This window comes from uncultured Jannaschia sp. (assembly GCF_947494055.1).
Taxonomy (GTDB): Bacteria; Pseudomonadota; Alphaproteobacteria; order Rhodobacterales; family Rhodobacteraceae; genus Jannaschia.
Genome location: NZ_CANLTR010000035.1, coordinates 1 through 13,289, shown reverse-complemented (window position 1 = coordinate 13,289; position 13,289 = coordinate 1). Strand labels below are relative to the sequence as shown.

15 protein-coding genes and 1 pseudogene are annotated in these 13,289 nt (G+C 65.7%); 4 read left to right on the top strand and 12 right to left on the bottom strand.

All coding sequences use genetic code 11. The features are described 5' to 3' along the window. From flgH to Q1A87_RS18430, 8 genes are read right to left on the bottom strand one after another with little or no spacing between them, the layout of a single operon-like run. The gene (flgH, locus tag Q1A87_RS18465) at positions 1 to 732 is read right to left on the bottom strand and encodes a flagellar basal body L-ring protein FlgH (RefSeq protein ID WP_299654757.1); all 732 of its coding nucleotides are present in this window, start codon (positions 730 to 732) and stop codon (positions 1 to 3) included. Between the two features lie 22 nt (positions 733 to 754). Beyond that, positions 755 to 1,168 carry a flagellar basal body P-ring formation chaperone FlgA gene (gene flgA, locus Q1A87_RS18460; protein WP_299654754.1) on the bottom strand — a complete coding sequence of 138 codons (414 nt, stop codon included), beginning with the start codon at positions 1,166 to 1,168 and terminating at the stop codon, positions 755 to 757. Next, positions 1,165 to 1,950: a flagellar basal-body rod protein FlgG gene (gene flgG, locus Q1A87_RS18455; protein WP_299654751.1), complete on the bottom strand. Its 786-nt coding sequence runs from the start codon at positions 1,948 to 1,950 to the stop codon at positions 1,165 to 1,167. The genes flgA and flgG overlap by 4 nt, the downstream gene beginning before the upstream one ends. A 14-nt stretch (positions 1,951 to 1,964) precedes the next feature. Then, positions 1,965 to 2,678: a flagellar hook-basal body complex protein gene (locus Q1A87_RS18450; protein ID WP_299654748.1), complete on the bottom strand. Its 714-nt coding sequence runs from the start codon at positions 2,676 to 2,678 to the stop codon at positions 1,965 to 1,967. 4 nt (positions 2,679 to 2,682) lie between these two features. Continuing rightward, on the bottom strand, positions 2,683 to 2,949 hold the full coding sequence (locus Q1A87_RS18445; RefSeq protein WP_299654745.1) for a flagellar biosynthetic protein FliQ: 267 nt from the start codon (positions 2,947 to 2,949) through the stop codon (positions 2,683 to 2,685). A 12-nt stretch (positions 2,950 to 2,961) separates the two neighbouring features. Continuing rightward, positions 2,962 to 3,219, bottom strand: coding sequence for a flagellar hook-basal body complex protein FliE (locus Q1A87_RS18440; RefSeq protein ID WP_299654742.1), 258 nt, complete (start codon positions 3,217 to 3,219; stop codon positions 2,962 to 2,964). A 46-nt stretch (positions 3,220 to 3,265) separates the two neighbouring features. Beyond that, a complete protein-coding gene (flgC, locus tag Q1A87_RS18435; protein ID WP_299654739.1) occupies positions 3,266 to 3,658 on the bottom strand; it encodes a flagellar basal body rod protein FlgC in 393 nt (130 codons plus the stop codon). A gap of 2 nt (positions 3,659 to 3,660) precedes the next feature. Then, complete coding sequence (locus Q1A87_RS18430; RefSeq protein ID WP_299654820.1) at positions 3,661 to 4,020, bottom strand: flagellar basal body protein; 360 nt, start codon at positions 4,018 to 4,020, stop codon at positions 3,661 to 3,663. A 92-nt stretch (positions 4,021 to 4,112) separates the two neighbouring features. Between Q1A87_RS18430 and Q1A87_RS18425 the strand changes: the two genes are divergently transcribed. Next, a complete protein-coding gene (locus Q1A87_RS18425; RefSeq protein ID WP_299654736.1) occupies positions 4,113 to 5,480 on the top strand; it encodes a FliI/YscN family ATPase in 1,368 nt (455 codons plus the stop codon). 35 nt (positions 5,481 to 5,515) lie between these two features. Here Q1A87_RS18425 and Q1A87_RS18420 read toward each other — a convergent pair whose 3' ends face one another. From Q1A87_RS18420 to Q1A87_RS18405, 4 genes are all read right to left on the bottom strand, one after another. After that, positions 5,516 to 6,301, bottom strand: a complete 786-nt coding sequence (locus Q1A87_RS18420) for a DUF1217 domain-containing protein (protein WP_299654733.1) — start codon at positions 6,299 to 6,301, stop codon at positions 5,516 to 5,518. Further along, on the bottom strand, positions 6,298 to 6,702 hold the full coding sequence (locus Q1A87_RS18415; RefSeq protein ID WP_299654730.1) for a flagellar biosynthesis repressor FlbT: 405 nt from the start codon (positions 6,700 to 6,702) through the stop codon (positions 6,298 to 6,300). Before Q1A87_RS18415 ends, Q1A87_RS18420 begins: the two co-directional genes overlap by 4 nt. 1 nt (position 6,703) lies before the next feature. Then, positions 6,704 to 7,075, bottom strand: a complete 372-nt coding sequence (gene flaF, locus Q1A87_RS18410) for a flagellar biosynthesis regulator FlaF (RefSeq protein ID WP_299654727.1) — start codon at positions 7,073 to 7,075, stop codon at positions 6,704 to 6,706. Positions 7,076 to 7,205: 130 nt separating this feature from the next. After that, positions 7,206 to 8,426, bottom strand: a complete 1,221-nt coding sequence (locus tag Q1A87_RS18405) for a flagellin (protein ID WP_299654724.1) — start codon at positions 8,424 to 8,426, stop codon at positions 7,206 to 7,208. A gap of 815 nt (positions 8,427 to 9,241) precedes the next feature. Here Q1A87_RS18405 and Q1A87_RS24265 point away from each other — a divergent pair. From Q1A87_RS24265 to Q1A87_RS18390, 3 genes and pseudogenes are all read left to right on the top strand, one after another. Beyond that, positions 9,242 to 9,937 (top strand): annotated as a pseudogene (locus Q1A87_RS24265) (Cache 3/Cache 2 fusion domain-containing protein); the annotation flags it as partial. A gap of 93 nt (positions 9,938 to 10,030) precedes the next feature. Then, the gene (locus tag Q1A87_RS18395; protein WP_299654718.1) at positions 10,031 to 11,032 is read left to right on the top strand and encodes a methyl-accepting chemotaxis protein; all 1,002 of its coding nucleotides are present in this window, start codon (positions 10,031 to 10,033) and stop codon (positions 11,030 to 11,032) included. A 230-nt stretch (positions 11,033 to 11,262) separates the two neighbouring features. Next, complete coding sequence (locus tag Q1A87_RS18390; RefSeq protein WP_299654715.1) at positions 11,263 to 12,954, top strand: BCCT family transporter; 1,692 nt, start codon at positions 11,263 to 11,265, stop codon at positions 12,952 to 12,954. Positions 12,955 to 13,289 lie beyond the last annotated feature (335 nt).

Genomic DNA, 13,289 nt, shown 5'->3' with positions numbered 1-13,289 from the left:
TCAGAACGGCAGGATGATGTCGGCGACCTGCTGGCCGTAGCGCGGCTGCTGGACGTCGGTGATCTGGCCCCGGCCACCGTAGGAGATGCGTGCGGCGGCGATCTTGTCGTAGGTGATCTCGTTCTGGCGGGAGATGTCTTCGGGCCGGACGTAGCCGGTCACCAGCATCTCGCGAAGCTCGAAGTTCACGCGGACCTCCTGCCTCCCCTCGATCTGGAGCACGCCGTTCGGCTGGACGTTGATGACCGTGGCCGCGAGGCGGACGGTCAGGCGTTCCTTCCGGCGCACCCCGCCCTGCCCCTTCGACGTGCTGGAGGAGCCGAGATCGACGGCGTCGGCGAGGCTCGCGCCTTCGGGTAGACGATCCTGAAGGTTCTGCGGCACGCCGAAGAGTTGCGGGACCTGCATGGATTCCGACCCGCTGCGCGAACGGTTGGTGGCGTTGTCGATCTCGGCGCGGTCGTCGATCTCGACGACGACGGTGAGGATGTCGCCGCGATTCCGCGCCCGGTGATCGCCCAGAAGCGACTGCTTCCCGCCGGTCCAGAGCGATGCCGCACGCAGCGGATCCCGCGTGGCGAGGATGTCGATGGGTTGCGGCGCGGCCATCGCGAGGCTCTCGTTGCTCTGCTGCACCGGCGTCAGCTGGGGGGCCTGCCCCACATCCTTGATACGACCGCAGGCGCCGAGCGAGAGTGCGGCGCAGAGGATGACAAGTGACAGTTTCTTCATCTGGGGCTCCGACCGTTCTGGTTCAGTTCACGACCACGGCGCCATCGGACGTGGCGATACCGGTGATCGTATTGCGGGAGGACAGGTTCATGACGCGGACCGGCTCGCCCTCGCCCGCGCGGCCGAGCGCGCGGCCTTCGAGGGTGATGGTGAGTCCGCCGCGGTTGAAGACGAGAGGGACCGTGGCGTTGCGCTGCACGACCGTGGGCAGTCCGACGTCACGCGTCTGGACCGGACGTCCGGGGTAGAGGTTCACCCGCGCCTCGAGACCGACGAGGTCGCGCGGGTCCTCGAACCCGTTCTCGGCGGCCGTGTCGGTGAAGGCGAGGTCGTCGGCCGTCAGCACCGTGCCGGCACGGACTGGACCGACAACCATCACCGACTCCGCAAGGGCCGGGCCGGCCAGGAATGCGAGAAGGGCAACCAGCCGGATCATCGGATCTGCGTCGTCGCCGACATCATCTGGTCGGCGGCGGTTATGACCTTGGCGTTCATCTCGTAGCCGCGCTGCGCCTCGATCAGGTCGGTGATCTCGCGCACGGCGTCGACCGAGCTGTCCTCGAGATAGCCCTGGCGGAAGAAGCCAAGCCCATCCTCCCCGGGAAAGCCCACGAGCGGGTCGCCCGAGGCGCCCGTCTGGCCGTACAGATTGGATCCGAGCGCCTCGAGTCCCTTCTCGTTGGAGAAGTTCACGAGCGACAGCTGACCGAGCAGCTCGGGCTCGACCCGGTCGATGAAGTAGGCGTAGATCTCGCCCTCGGGGTTGATCGTGATCGACCGGGTATCGGCGGGAATGGTGACGTCCGGCACGACGGGGTGCCCCATAGAGGTGACGAGCTGCCCTTCGCCGGTCCGCTTGAGCGCGCCGTCGCGGGTATAGGCCGACGCACCCGAGGGCAGCGTCACCTCGAGGTAGCCGCGCCCCTCGATCGCCACGTCGAGATCGCCGCCCGTCTCGGCCAGCGCGCCCTGCGCGACCTCCATCGCGACGGCCGTCGGCCGCACGCCGAGGCCGAGTTGCACGCCAGCGGGCACGATCGCGCCGTTCGACGCGTTGATCGAGCCGGCGCGCGTCACCTGCTGGTAGTGCAGGTCGGCGAACTCGGCCCGGCGGGCGTTGTAGCCGGTGGTGTTCATGTTCGCGAGGTTGTTGGAGATGACCTCCACCCGCGTCTGCTGGGCGGCCATGCCGGTCGCCGCGATGCTGAGTGCGCGCATTCTGCCGCTCCTTGTTAACTATCCATCAGGCGGAGCATGGCGAGCATCCGCTCGTGCTCCTTGTCCATGAAGTCCTGGCCCATCTTGTAGGCATTCTGGACCTCGACCATCCGCGCGATCTCGATCACCGGATCGACGTTCGACGCCTCGAGGAAGCCCTGCACGACGCGCGGGTTCTCGACCGGCTGGAATTCCTCGGTCGCGAACATCGTGCCCGCCCGGCGCGTCATCGAACCCGCATCGTCGGGCAGCACCACGCCGACACGCGCGATCGGCTGGTCGTCGGCGGAAAGCGTCCCGTCCGTGCCGACGCTGACCGACCGGGCGTTCTGCGGCACGAAGACCGGTGCGCCGCCCTCGTCGAGCAGCGGATAGCCCTCCGGCGTCTGCAGCGACCCGTCCGCGGCCGCCACGAAGGCGCCGGCGCGGGTCAGGTGCGTGGCGCCGTCCACGTCCACCGTGAAATAGCCCTCGCCCTCGATGGCGAGGTCGAAGGATCCCCCGGTCTGCTCCAGACCGCCCTGCTCGAAGCGGGTCTGCTTCCCCGTGGCGCTGGCGAAGGAGATCGAGGGATTGTCACGCCCGGTCCGCGTCACGTGCTCCGAGAAGATCAGCCCCTCGGCGCGGTAGCCGGTCGTGTTGGCGTTCGCGATGTTCTGCGCGATCACGTCGATCTCGCGCAGCAACCCGGTCTGGCGGCCGATGGTCGTGTAAATGCCGTCCGTCATGTCGTCAGAACCCCTGGATGATGGGCACGATCGTGTCGGTGAAGTAGCGTCCGAGCGTCAGCGTCATGAAGCCCATCGTCCCCCAGAACACGGCGAGGATCGCGGCCATCTTCGGCACGAAGGTCAGCGTCATCTCCTGGATCGAGGTAAGCGCCTGCAGCAGGCCGATCGCGAGGCCGACCACGAGCGCCACGGCCAGGATCGGCGTCGAGATCAGGACGGCGATCCAGAGGCCCTGGCGAAGCGTGTCGAAGAAGAGAAGCTCGGACATCGGGCGCGGTCCTCAGACCTGCATCCGAAGTATTTCCTGATAGGCCTCGACCACGCGGTCGCGGATCGTCGCCACCGTGTCGACGGCGAGCTGGCCTTCGGCCAGCGCGGTGACGAGCGCATGCGGATCGGCGCCGCCGGTTACGGCCGCCTCGGCCTGCAACTCCGCCTGGCGAAGCATGTCGGCAAATCCGGCGGCGGCCTTCGTCGCGGCGTTCGGCTTGGATACGGGCGTGCCGGCCAGGCCCGCCTGAATTGGTGAAAGGTCCATTCTGGCCTCCTATGGGTCGTCTCGTCTCGTTGGCGGGGGTGGGGTCCTAGCGTTTGAGGAGCCCGTAGAGCTCGGTCGACATGCGCCGAACCTGCTCGAACATCTTCAGGTTGGCCTCGTAGCTGCGCTGCGCCTCTCGGGCGTCTGCGAGCTCGGTGACAAGCTCCACGTTGGAACCGTCGTAGTAGCCTTCCGCGTCGGCCATCGGATGTGCCGGATCGTGGATGCGCGGCAGGTCTCCGCGCTTGAGCTGGACGGGACCGGCCTCGATGGCGCCGCTCCGGCGTCCGTCCTCGACGGCCGCGCGGAACTCGATGGTCTTGCGGCGATAGCCGGGCGTGTCGACGTTCGCGATGTTCTCGGAGATATGACGCAGGCGTTGCCCCTGCCCGCGCATGCCGCTGGACAGAACCGAGAGGGCACTCGAGAATTCGGCCATGATCAGGACCGCCCGAGGCCGGCGCGCATCATGCCGAGCGCGCTGCGATAGACGGTGAGCGCACGGTCGTGCTGCCGTGCGGCGTCGATACCGCGCAGGACCTGGTCCTCGAGATCGACGGTGTTTCCGTTCGGATCGGCCGCGACGTCCTGCAGCTCGAAGGCTTCCGTGCGACCCTCTCGTCCCGCGAAATGCCCCGGATGCGTGCGGCGCAGGCCAAAATCGTCGTCGGGGGAAAACGGTGCGAGATCGAGGGCCCGGAAGCCCGGCGTGTCGGCGTTCGCGACATTGCCGGAAATGACGGCCTGCCGCGCGGCCGCCTGTTTGGCGGATCCTGCGGCGAGTCGCATGATGGCGGGCATCTCGTTCACTGGCGAACTCCTTCGTCGTCCGTGAAACGATGCCTTAAGACTGATTCCTTTAGAAACCGTTGCATAACAGATGGAGATCGTCCGTGAACGAGCCTGACGAGAGCCCTGCAGACGCGCCCGCCCCCGATCCGTTCGGCCCGTTGCGGGCGCAGGTCGCGGTCATCGAGCAGAGCTATCCGCTCGGCCGGATCGCGAGTCTCGATCCGGCTGGGTTCGTCGTCGAGGGCCTCTCCGACCACGCGCTTCTGGGCGACGAGCTCGTCATCGACGCGGCGGGCGGGCAGACGTTGCGCGCCGAAGTCTCCCGCCTCGACCGCACCACGCTTCGGGCGACGCCCTACGGGGCCGCGGAGGGGTTGCGGATCGGCCTTGCGGTCCGTCCGGCGGGACCGCCCCGTATCGCCCCCGACACGTCCTGGATCGGCCGCATCGTCGATCCGTTCGGCCAGCCGCTCGACGGTCGCCCGCTCGGCACCGGCGTGCCCGTGCCACTTCATGCCGAACCGCCCCCGCCAGCCCGTCGGCGCGGCATGGGCGCGCGGCAGCGAACGGGTTTCGCGGTTCTCGACACGATGCTGCCCATCGCGGCCGGTCAGCGCATCGGCCTCTTCGCCGGGTCCGGTGTGGGCAAGTCCACGCTGCTGGGTTCGCTCGCCCGGGAGATAGAGGCCGATATCTGCGTCCTGGCGCTCGTCGGCGAACGCGGGCGCGAGGTCTCCGACTTCGTGCGCCGCATCCTCGGGCCCGAGGGGATGGCGCGCACCGTGGTCGTCGCCGCGACTTCCGACATGCCGGCCAACACACGCCGCCGCTGCGCCTTCGCCGCGCTCGCCGTGGCCGAGCATTTCCGGGACAAGGGTCGACGGGTTCTCTACCTCTGCGACAGCGTCACCCGACTCGCCGAAGCGCATCGGGAGGTCGCGACCGCCGCCGGTGAGCCGGCGGCTCTTCGCGGCCATCCCGCGAGCCTCACGCCGCTCCTCGCCGCGCTCTGCGAACGGACGGGGCCGGGCGTGGACGCGCAGGGGGACATCACCGCGATCTTCTCCGTCCTCGTCGCCGGCTCCGACATGGAGGAGCCAGTGGCCGACATCACCCGCGGCCAGCTGGACGGCCACGTCGTGCTGTCGCGAGAGATTGCGGAAGCGGGGCGTTTTCCGGCCGTGGACGTGCTCCGCTCCGTCTCCCGCTCGCTGCCGGAAGTCGCCACGCGGGAGGAAAACGCGATCATTGCCGAGGCTCGCAAGATCCTCGGCATTCACGATCGCAGCGACCTGATGGTCAGCTCCGGGCTCTACGAAAAGGGCGCGAACGCGGAGATCGATCGCGCGACCGCCCTCGTCCCGCGCATGAACGAGATCTTCACCGCGCAGGGACTGGCCCGACCCGGCGACGGCTTCCGGCTTCTGGGCGGCCTTCTGGGAAAACCCTACACCGGACGGACGGCGTGAGGCCGCGACACGCTCCGTGACGCGGCCATGACCGGTCAGTAACCGCGCAGAAGCATCAGCGAGGGGGAAGTGACCGCGCTCTCGTTCGACATGCCGGCCATGATCGTGAAGCGATCGACCACCTTGTCCAGGGTCTCTCCCTTGCCGAGCTCGGCCAGGTCGGCGGTCCCGAACCGGGATTCCGCGCGCGCCATGAAGGTATCGAGCTGACGCTCGATGGGGAGCGCCCCGAACGAGGTCGGCAGGTTCAGCGCCGTCTCCATGACCTTCCGCAGGGGCGGAGTTCCCATCAGGGTGAACCATTTCGTCCGGTTCGACTCCGGACCTTCGCCGAGCGCGGCGAGCTCCCGTTTGGCATTTAGGGCAAGGCGCATGGTCTCGTCCGTCGACCCGATGTCGGTTTCGAACTTGCGATCCTTGTAGGACGCCTCGATCTTGTCGGCGAAATCCGACACCTTGGTGTTCGGGACCGGAAAGTCGCCGAACCCGAAGGCGCGGCTCAGGTCCCGATACCTCTTGTCGGACAACTTGTTGGCGAGCGATTTCGGATCGTCGACACCCTCCGCCAGAACCCGCTTGATCAGGTGTTTCGAGTTGAGATCCTCTTCGAGGCCGAACGCGCCGAGCGCGACGGAAAGGAGCCGGTAATCCTTTACCAGCTCCTCCGGGGTGTCGATCTGACCGATCTTCTCGCGAAAATAGTCCAGGTCGCGCTGTATGACCGGGCTCTTGCTATGGGCCGCCTTCTGCGTCTCCATCGTGGATTGCAGGAAGCGCCACCCGGCCAGTCCGCCGGTCGGGACGAACGGCTGGAAGCTCATGACGCGCCGAGCGACAGCAGGACCGCCTCCTTCTTGCGCAACCGTCCGAGCAGGCGCAGCGCCTGGTAGAACTGCCCATCGCGCAGATGGGCCACGATCTGGTCGATGCAATCCCGGTCCATATCGGCCACGAAGGCGTGTCGCAGCGGCACGAGGGCGGCGAGCACCTCGTCCAGCGCCTCCCGCGGCTCGATCTCGCCGATCAGCATCATCTGCACGGTATGGGCGACCCGGCTGACCGGGGTCGTCGCCTTGGTGGGATCGACCGCGTCGCGCAACCGCAGGAGCTGCGTGTCCGGGGTCAGGAGGCGCAGCCGCGCGCCACGTCCCACGTTCTCGATCACCGCGCCATTGACCACGATGCGGTCGCCGGCGGGAAATTTCAGCATGAGACCGGCCATGTTACGTCGCTCCCACGGACAGGCCCGCCGCAATGCGCTGGTTGATCTCGCAGAGGACCTCGGGCTCGCCTTCCTTGCGGAGTACGGCGCTGGTGTGACGATCGACGAAGCCGGCGAGCCCGATCAGGCTGGCGCGGAGCTCCGGCGCCATCGCGTTGGCGTCCGAGGCGCAGGACAGCGCCACTGCGTGCCAGAGGCGACGGTTGTCGTGCAGGATGGAGACCCGAGCCGAGATGGTGGCGGACTCGTCGGCGAAAACCGCCCGCATCCGGCGCGTGATCTTGGCGAAGACCATGGCTTCGGCGCGGCCGGGCGTGGTGAGGCAGGGGTCGATGGCGGCATAGGCCGCGGCGGCATGCTGGGGGTAGCCCATGAATTGGATAACTCACTTTTAGCGAGCTTCGCGCCCCTGGACGGAGGCGGGGGGCGAAGGTCCGGCGCTTTGCACCGTAGTCCAAAGAGAAGCCCGCCCCGAATGAACCGGGGCGGGCGGGTCGTTCAGATCAGCGGAAGAGCGACATGATCGCGCCGGGCGCCTGGTTGGCGATCGACAGCGACTGGACGCCGAGCTGCTGCTGCGTCTGCAGCGCCTTCAGCTTGGCCGAGGCTTCTTCCATGTTGGCGTCGACGAGACTGCCGATACCGGCCTTCATCGAGTCGGACAGCTTGCCGACGAAGTCGTTCTGGATCGAGATGCGATTCTCGACCGAACCGAAGGACGCGGCGGCGTCGATCGAGTTCTGGATCAGACCTTCCACGGCGACCATGGCTGCCTTGGCGCCGTTCTCGGTGGAGACGTCGATACCCGCCAGCATGTCGAGCTTGCCGCCGGCGACACCGTCGCTTTCGGTGCCATTGTCCAAGGCTTCGGCGAAATCGGCTGCCGCGACTGCGATGTCCGCATCCGTATTGTTGGTCATCTCGATATCGCCCGAGTCATTGACCGCGAAGCTGACGTCGAGACCGTCCTTGGCCGCCTGAACGTTGAGGCGGAGCGCCATCTCCTTGTTCACGTCGTTAAGGCTGTCACCTTCGCCCGCAACGTAGGTAACGTCCTCCGACATCCCGGCGATCCCGCCCTGGAAGGTTCGTCCGGCATCAACAGCGTTGGCGTCGGTGCTCGTGAAGGTCGCGACGACCTCGGTGGCGCCCGCTGCGACGGTGGCGGCCGTGGTCGGGTCCGCCCCACCCAGTCCACCGGCGGTGGCAGCCGTCTGGCTCAGGTTCTGCGCGTTGACGTCGATCGTGCGCGTGGTCACGCTTCCGTCGGACGCGCGGTCCAGCGAAGCCATGACCTTGACCGGGCTCGCGGCGCTGCCGTCGATGAGGTTCAGGCCGTTGAACTGGGCCGCGCCCACGACCGCTTCGATCTGGTCGGTCAGGGCCGAGATGTCGCCCTGGATCTTGCCACGGTCGACGTTCGCTTCCTGCGACGACGTGATCTTGTTCTTGATCTCCGTCAGAAGGTCGGTCGTCGTCTCGGCGGCGTTGCGGCCGACGGCGACGGTGGACTCGCCCAGCGAGAGGCTGTCGGAGATGGCCTTGAAGCCCGAAACGTCGGCTTCCATGACTTTCGAGATCGCCCAGACGGCGGAGTTGTCCTTGGCGGAGGAGACGTCCTTGCCGGTCGAGATCTGGTTCTGCGTGTCGGCGAGGTTGCTGTTGATCGACTTCAGGGTCTGCAGCGCGACCATCGCGCCGTTGTTGGTCAGAATGCTGGTCATGGGTGTGTTCCTTTGAATGCGCCTGCTTCGCAGGCATGTGACGTCCGCCTTCGCGGATGGCTCGACATTCTGTCCTTCGGAGCGCCCTTTTCGGGGTTCCCCGTAACTGCCGTTCTCGGCATGGGCCGTCTTAGAGTTCGGGGCTTAAGCGAACCCTAACGGCAGCGCGGTCATTTCCTCGACTTTACGTCGCATTTGAATGGCTTGCAGCTCCGTCTGCCCGCACGAGACGCGCGCCAGCATCTACGCAGGATCCCTGCGGGCGGGCGGGTGGATCGGATCGGATCGGCTCAAATTGCGAGAACGACCAAAGCCTCAACCGGCCTGACGGACAGGAAAGCGAATGCATGAACGCGGGGGGCGCCGTGTCGGCCTTTGACTAACATTCGCTCGCTGATCATCGAACTTGCGCTAGACCCCGATCGAATCGGGCACCCTTTCAGGAGGGGACCCAAGTCTCATGCTGTGCGGAAGGAGCTTAGAAGATCACGCGGCCGGATGGCCCAGACGGTTTCGATATACTCTCTGGTGTTCGCCCGCTTGACTGGGGCAGATCGGAACCCGCATCGACCGTTCTTCCAAAACCGCCCTCTCCGGCACAGTCCTCGCTATAGCTGTCATTTACGGGCCCGGACACCGATCGACCCTGAGCCTTGCTGAGAACGCTCGCCCATCTGATGGAATGCAAATCGTCTGATGATCGATCAGGCCTGTGGAAGGCTTTCCGTTTACATCTTTTTTTACGCTTTCGAACTAGCGAAGACCCTCGTGCGAAGGGTGGGACACCCGTACGGAACTAGAGAGAATCAGGTGTGATGATACATTCGCTAAGAACAAAGATCCTCGCCGTCGTCATCGGCGTTACAGTCGGAACCGCTACAATCCTCGTGGGAGAAAACATTTGGTACACCGCGAAAGTCACCACGACTGAACGGCTCGAGGAAAGCCTCAATACCGCCGCGGAAATCGTTGAGATCAGCATTCCGGATATCGAAGCGGAGCGTACGGCCGATGGGGCCCTGGAATCACTGACGTGGAGCGAGGCACCGGACTTTTCGGAGCATTCCCTGATCGACCTCGTCGGTGAGCTCACTGGCGAGACCGCGACCATCTTCGTTTGGGACGGGACACAAGGCGAATTCGTTCGGCGCAGCACGAACATCATCAAACCCGACGGAAACCGGGCTGTCGGTACGGTGCTCGGCGCGCAAGGCGCGGTTCATCCAGTCGTCTCGTCGGGAACCACGTTCCGGGGAGAGGCCAACATTCTCGGCACGAATTATTACACCGTCTATTTTCCGATCCGGAACGCGACCGGAGATATCGACGGCATTCTCTATGTCGGCGTCAGCAAGGCGAAGCTCGTCGGCGAATGGATGGCATTTGCCCGCCGGTCCCTCCTTATCGCGCTTATCCCTCTCCTTCTTTCCATTGGCCTCGGGCTGATCTTTACCAAGGCCCTGAACCGCGGCCTGAATCAGGCGGTCGACGCCGTACGCGGAATCGCGCGCGGAGACCTCGAGGTCGATACATCCACCAAACGCCGCGATGAAATCGGACATCTCCTCGGAGAGATCGAAAAGACCGGCGTCGATCTCAAGGCGATGAGCCATTCGGCCGAGCGTATTGCGAAGGGCGACCTTCGTGCCGACGTGACGCCGCGCTCGGAGGAGGACCGTCTGGGTCTGGCGCTGCGCGACATGACGCTGAAGCTGCGCGAGGTGATCTCGAACGCGAGCGCCAGCGCGGCGCATGTGGCCCAGGGGGCCTCGAGCATGTCGGCGACGGCCGAGCAGCTCTCCAGCGGCTCGACCCAGCAGGCCTCGGCGGCGCAGGAAGCCTCCGCCTCGATCGAGGAGATGACCGCCAACATCCGCCAGAACGCCGACAATGCCAGCCAGACCGAGAAGATCGCCAGCCAGTCCGCTGACGATGCCCGCAAGTCCGGGGATTCGGTCGCCAACGCGGTCCGCGCGATGAAGACCATCGCCGACAAGATCAACATCATCCAGGAGATCGCCCGCCAGACCGACCTGCTCGCACTCAATGCCGCGGTCGAGGCCGCCCGCGCCGGCAGCCACGGCAAGGGCTTCGCGGTCGTGGCCTCCGAGGTGCGCAAGCTCGCCGAGCGCTCCCAGCAGGCGGCGGCCGAGATCAGCCAGCTCTCGGCGGAGACGGTCGACGTCTCGGGCGAGGCCGGCCGGATGCTGGAGACGCTGGTGCCGAACATCCAGCGCACGGCCGATCTGGTGGCCGAGATCTCCGCCTCGACGCGGGAGCAGAACGTGGGTGCCGAGCAGATCAACCAGGCGATCCGAGAGCTCGACCAGGTGATCCAGCAGAACGCCAACACCGCCGAGACCGCGGCGGCGACCAGCCAGCAGCTGGCCAGCCAGTCGCAGCAGCTTAGCGGCGTGATCTCCTACTTCGAGATCGAGGCCGCCGCGGCCAACGCGCCGGCCGCCCCCGCGAGGACGCCGCGGGTGGCCGCGACCCACGCCAAGCCGAAGGCCGCCCCCGACCGCGACGACCGCGACGTCGAGGCCTTCGAACTCGACCTCTCCGACGACGTCTCCGACGCCGACTTCCAGCGCTACGCAGGGTGAACACAAAGATGGCCGGCATACGCTTCCGTGTGCCGGCCAATCGAATCGCGGCAAGTATCGGGTGACTTCGTTCGCGCCGGCATCACGGCTGCGACCCTTCTCGACCGAGCCCGGAGCTCCGTTGGACGAGGTCGAAACCATGAGCAAATGCGTTCGCGCGTTGTGACAAGAGCCGCAATGTGCTCTGCTATGCCTACTCCCGCGCTTCACGGGAAACGGAGGAGGGTAGCATGAGCGAGACGGACCATCTCGAGGAAATGCACCAAGGACGGCCATCGGCGCCGGACAGGGTGACATACGAGACCGATTACGAACTCGGACAGGATAATATCCGGCCCTTCGGCCTCGATATCCACAACCCGGTTTTCCTGATCTCCAGCATCTCGATCGTCCTGTTCGTCGCCGTCGCGCTCCTGAATCAGGAAGGGTCGGCCGAACTCTTCGGATGGCTGCGCCCCTGGCTGACGAGCACCTTCGACTGGTTCCTGATGATGGCGGTCAACATCATCTTCGTATTCTGCCTCGCTCTCGCCGTATCGCCGCTCGGGCGGGTCAGGATCGGCGGCGACGCGGCGGTGCCGGATTACGGCTATCCATCCTGGATCGCGATGCTGTTCTCGGCAGGGATGGGGATCGGGCTGCTGTTCTTCTCTGTGCTCGAGCCGATGTACTACTCCCTGCCCGAGCTGAATACGCTCCCTCTCGGGATCGACCCGACCAATGCGGACGGAACGATCGGGAACATGGGACTGGCGGGCACCGTCTTCCACTGGGGATTCTCGGCTTGGGCCGTCTACGTGGTCGTGGGGCTGAGCCTCGCGATCTTTTGCTACAATCTCGGCCTGCCGCTTACGTTGCGTTCGGCCTTCTATCCGGTCCTCGGCGAACGTGTCTGGGGCTGGTGGGGGCATGCCATCGACATCCTCGCCGTCTTCGCGACACTCTTCGGTCTGACGACGACGCTGGGACTAGGCGCTCAGCAGATCGCGGCCGGCCTGACGGACGTCTTCGGGATGGAGATCGGGCAGACCGGGATCGTCGTCCTCATTCTGGTCATTACCGCCGTCGCCTTGGGCTCGGTCATGCTCGGGATGGATGCCGGCGTAAAGCGGCTCGCCGAAATCAACATGTGGCTTGCCGTAGCGCTGTTCTTCTTCGTCCTGCTCCTCGGGCCGACGCTCACACTGCTTGGACGGTTCGGCGGGACGATGGTGGATTACCTGACCAACTATGTTGCGCTCTCGAACCCCTTCGGCCGCGAGGACACCGGCTACATGCACGGCTGGACGACCTTCTACTGGGCGTGGTGGATCGCCTGGTCGCCCTTCGTCGGGATGTTCATCGCCCGCGTTTCCAAGGGGCGGACGGTGCGCGAATTCATTGTCTGCGTCCTGCTCCTGCCCTCGCTCGTTTGCGCGCTCTGGATGAGCGTCTTCGGCGGCATGGCCCTCGAGCAGCTTGCGGCCGGATACGAGGGCGCGAAGGATGTCGTCGTGGCATACCGGCCAGAGCTGTCCTTCTTCCGCATGATCGATCAATTTCCGCTTTACGGCATCGTGGCCCCGGTCTGCCTCGTTCTCATCGTGGTCTTCTTCGTGACGTCATCGGATTCGGGCTCCCTCGTGATCGACACGATCACGGCGGGCGGCAAGATGGACGCACCGGTGGCGCAGCGGGTGTTCTGGTGCACCTTCGAGGGCCTCGTCGCGATCGCGCTGCTCCTCGGCGGCGGGCTGAACGCGCTGCAAGGCGCGGCGGTATCCATGGGCATTCCGTTCACCCTGGTCGTTTTAGCGATGTGCTGGTGCCTCTTCCTCGCGCTCAGGGCGGAACGTCACAAGATCGGGATGCCCCCCGGCCCGGCCGTTACCCCGCCGCACGCGGTGCAGAAGGAGGAGGCCCCGCGCGGCGAGCACTGGTAGGCCGGCTTACCTGAGTGGCGTGTCAGATAAGCGTCCTTGGCCAAGCCCCCATGCGGCGCGATGTGGTGCTCGGAAGAATGCTGGACCAAGCGTCGACCGGTTCCGGTCCATCGCTTACCTGACCGGAGCCGGCGAATTACGCGATCGCTGCGCCCAAAGCGTCGGACCTTATTTCCGATGCTGCGGGACGCACGAGCGACCGCCTCGGCGGATTCTAGCTTTTCGGCTTCGGGTTCGTGCAGTCCAGAACGACCAGCCTAGAGCTTTTCGGCCGAAACATGAATCGTGGGGATTCCCATGAGGGAGGCGGTGTGATTCATCCTTTTGAGGAGGAT

What these genes read in the sequence shown, in the direction of transcription:
- Q1A87_RS18420 (WP_299654733.1), bottom strand. Translation starts at nt 6,301, where the DNA reads ATGAGCTTCCAGCCGTTCGTCCCGACCGGCGGACTGGCCGGGTGGCGC.
- Q1A87_RS18415 (WP_299654730.1), bottom strand. Translation starts at nt 6,702, where the DNA reads ATGGCCGGTCTCATGCTGAAATTTCCCGCCGGCGACCGCATCGTGGTC.
- Q1A87_RS18390 (WP_299654715.1), top strand. Translation starts at nt 11,263, where the DNA reads ATGAGCGAGACGGACCATCTCGAGGAAATGCACCAAGGACGGCCATCG.
- flgC (WP_299654739.1), bottom strand. Translation starts at nt 3,658, where the DNA reads ATGGCCGAATTCTCGAGTGCCCTCTCGGTTCTGTCCAGCGGCATGCGC.
- Q1A87_RS18430 (WP_299654820.1), bottom strand. Translation starts at nt 4,020, where the DNA reads ATGCCCGCCATCATGCGACTCGCCGCAGGATCCGCCAAACAGGCGGCC.
- flgH (WP_299654757.1), bottom strand. Translation starts at nt 732, where the DNA reads ATGAAGAAACTGTCACTTGTCATCCTCTGCGCCGCACTCTCGCTCGGC.
- flaF (WP_299654727.1), bottom strand. Translation starts at nt 7,075, where the DNA reads ATGGGCTACCCCCAGCATGCCGCCGCGGCCTATGCCGCCATCGACCCC.
- Q1A87_RS18395 (WP_299654718.1), top strand. Translation starts at nt 10,031, where the DNA reads ATGAGCCATTCGGCCGAGCGTATTGCGAAGGGCGACCTTCGTGCCGAC.
- Q1A87_RS18405 (WP_299654724.1), bottom strand. Translation starts at nt 8,426, where the DNA reads ATGACCAGCATTCTGACCAACAACGGCGCGATGGTCGCGCTGCAGACC.
- Q1A87_RS18445 (WP_299654745.1), bottom strand. Translation starts at nt 2,949, where the DNA reads ATGTCCGAGCTTCTCTTCTTCGACACGCTTCGCCAGGGCCTCTGGATC.
- Q1A87_RS18440 (WP_299654742.1), bottom strand. Translation starts at nt 3,219, where the DNA reads ATGGACCTTTCACCAATTCAGGCGGGCCTGGCCGGCACGCCCGTATCC.
- flgA (WP_299654754.1), bottom strand. Translation starts at nt 1,168, where the DNA reads ATGATCCGGCTGGTTGCCCTTCTCGCATTCCTGGCCGGCCCGGCCCTT.
- Q1A87_RS18450 (WP_299654748.1), bottom strand. Translation starts at nt 2,678, where the DNA reads ATGACGGACGGCATTTACACGACCATCGGCCGCCAGACCGGGTTGCTG.
- flgG (WP_299654751.1), bottom strand. Translation starts at nt 1,950, where the DNA reads ATGCGCGCACTCAGCATCGCGGCGACCGGCATGGCCGCCCAGCAGACG.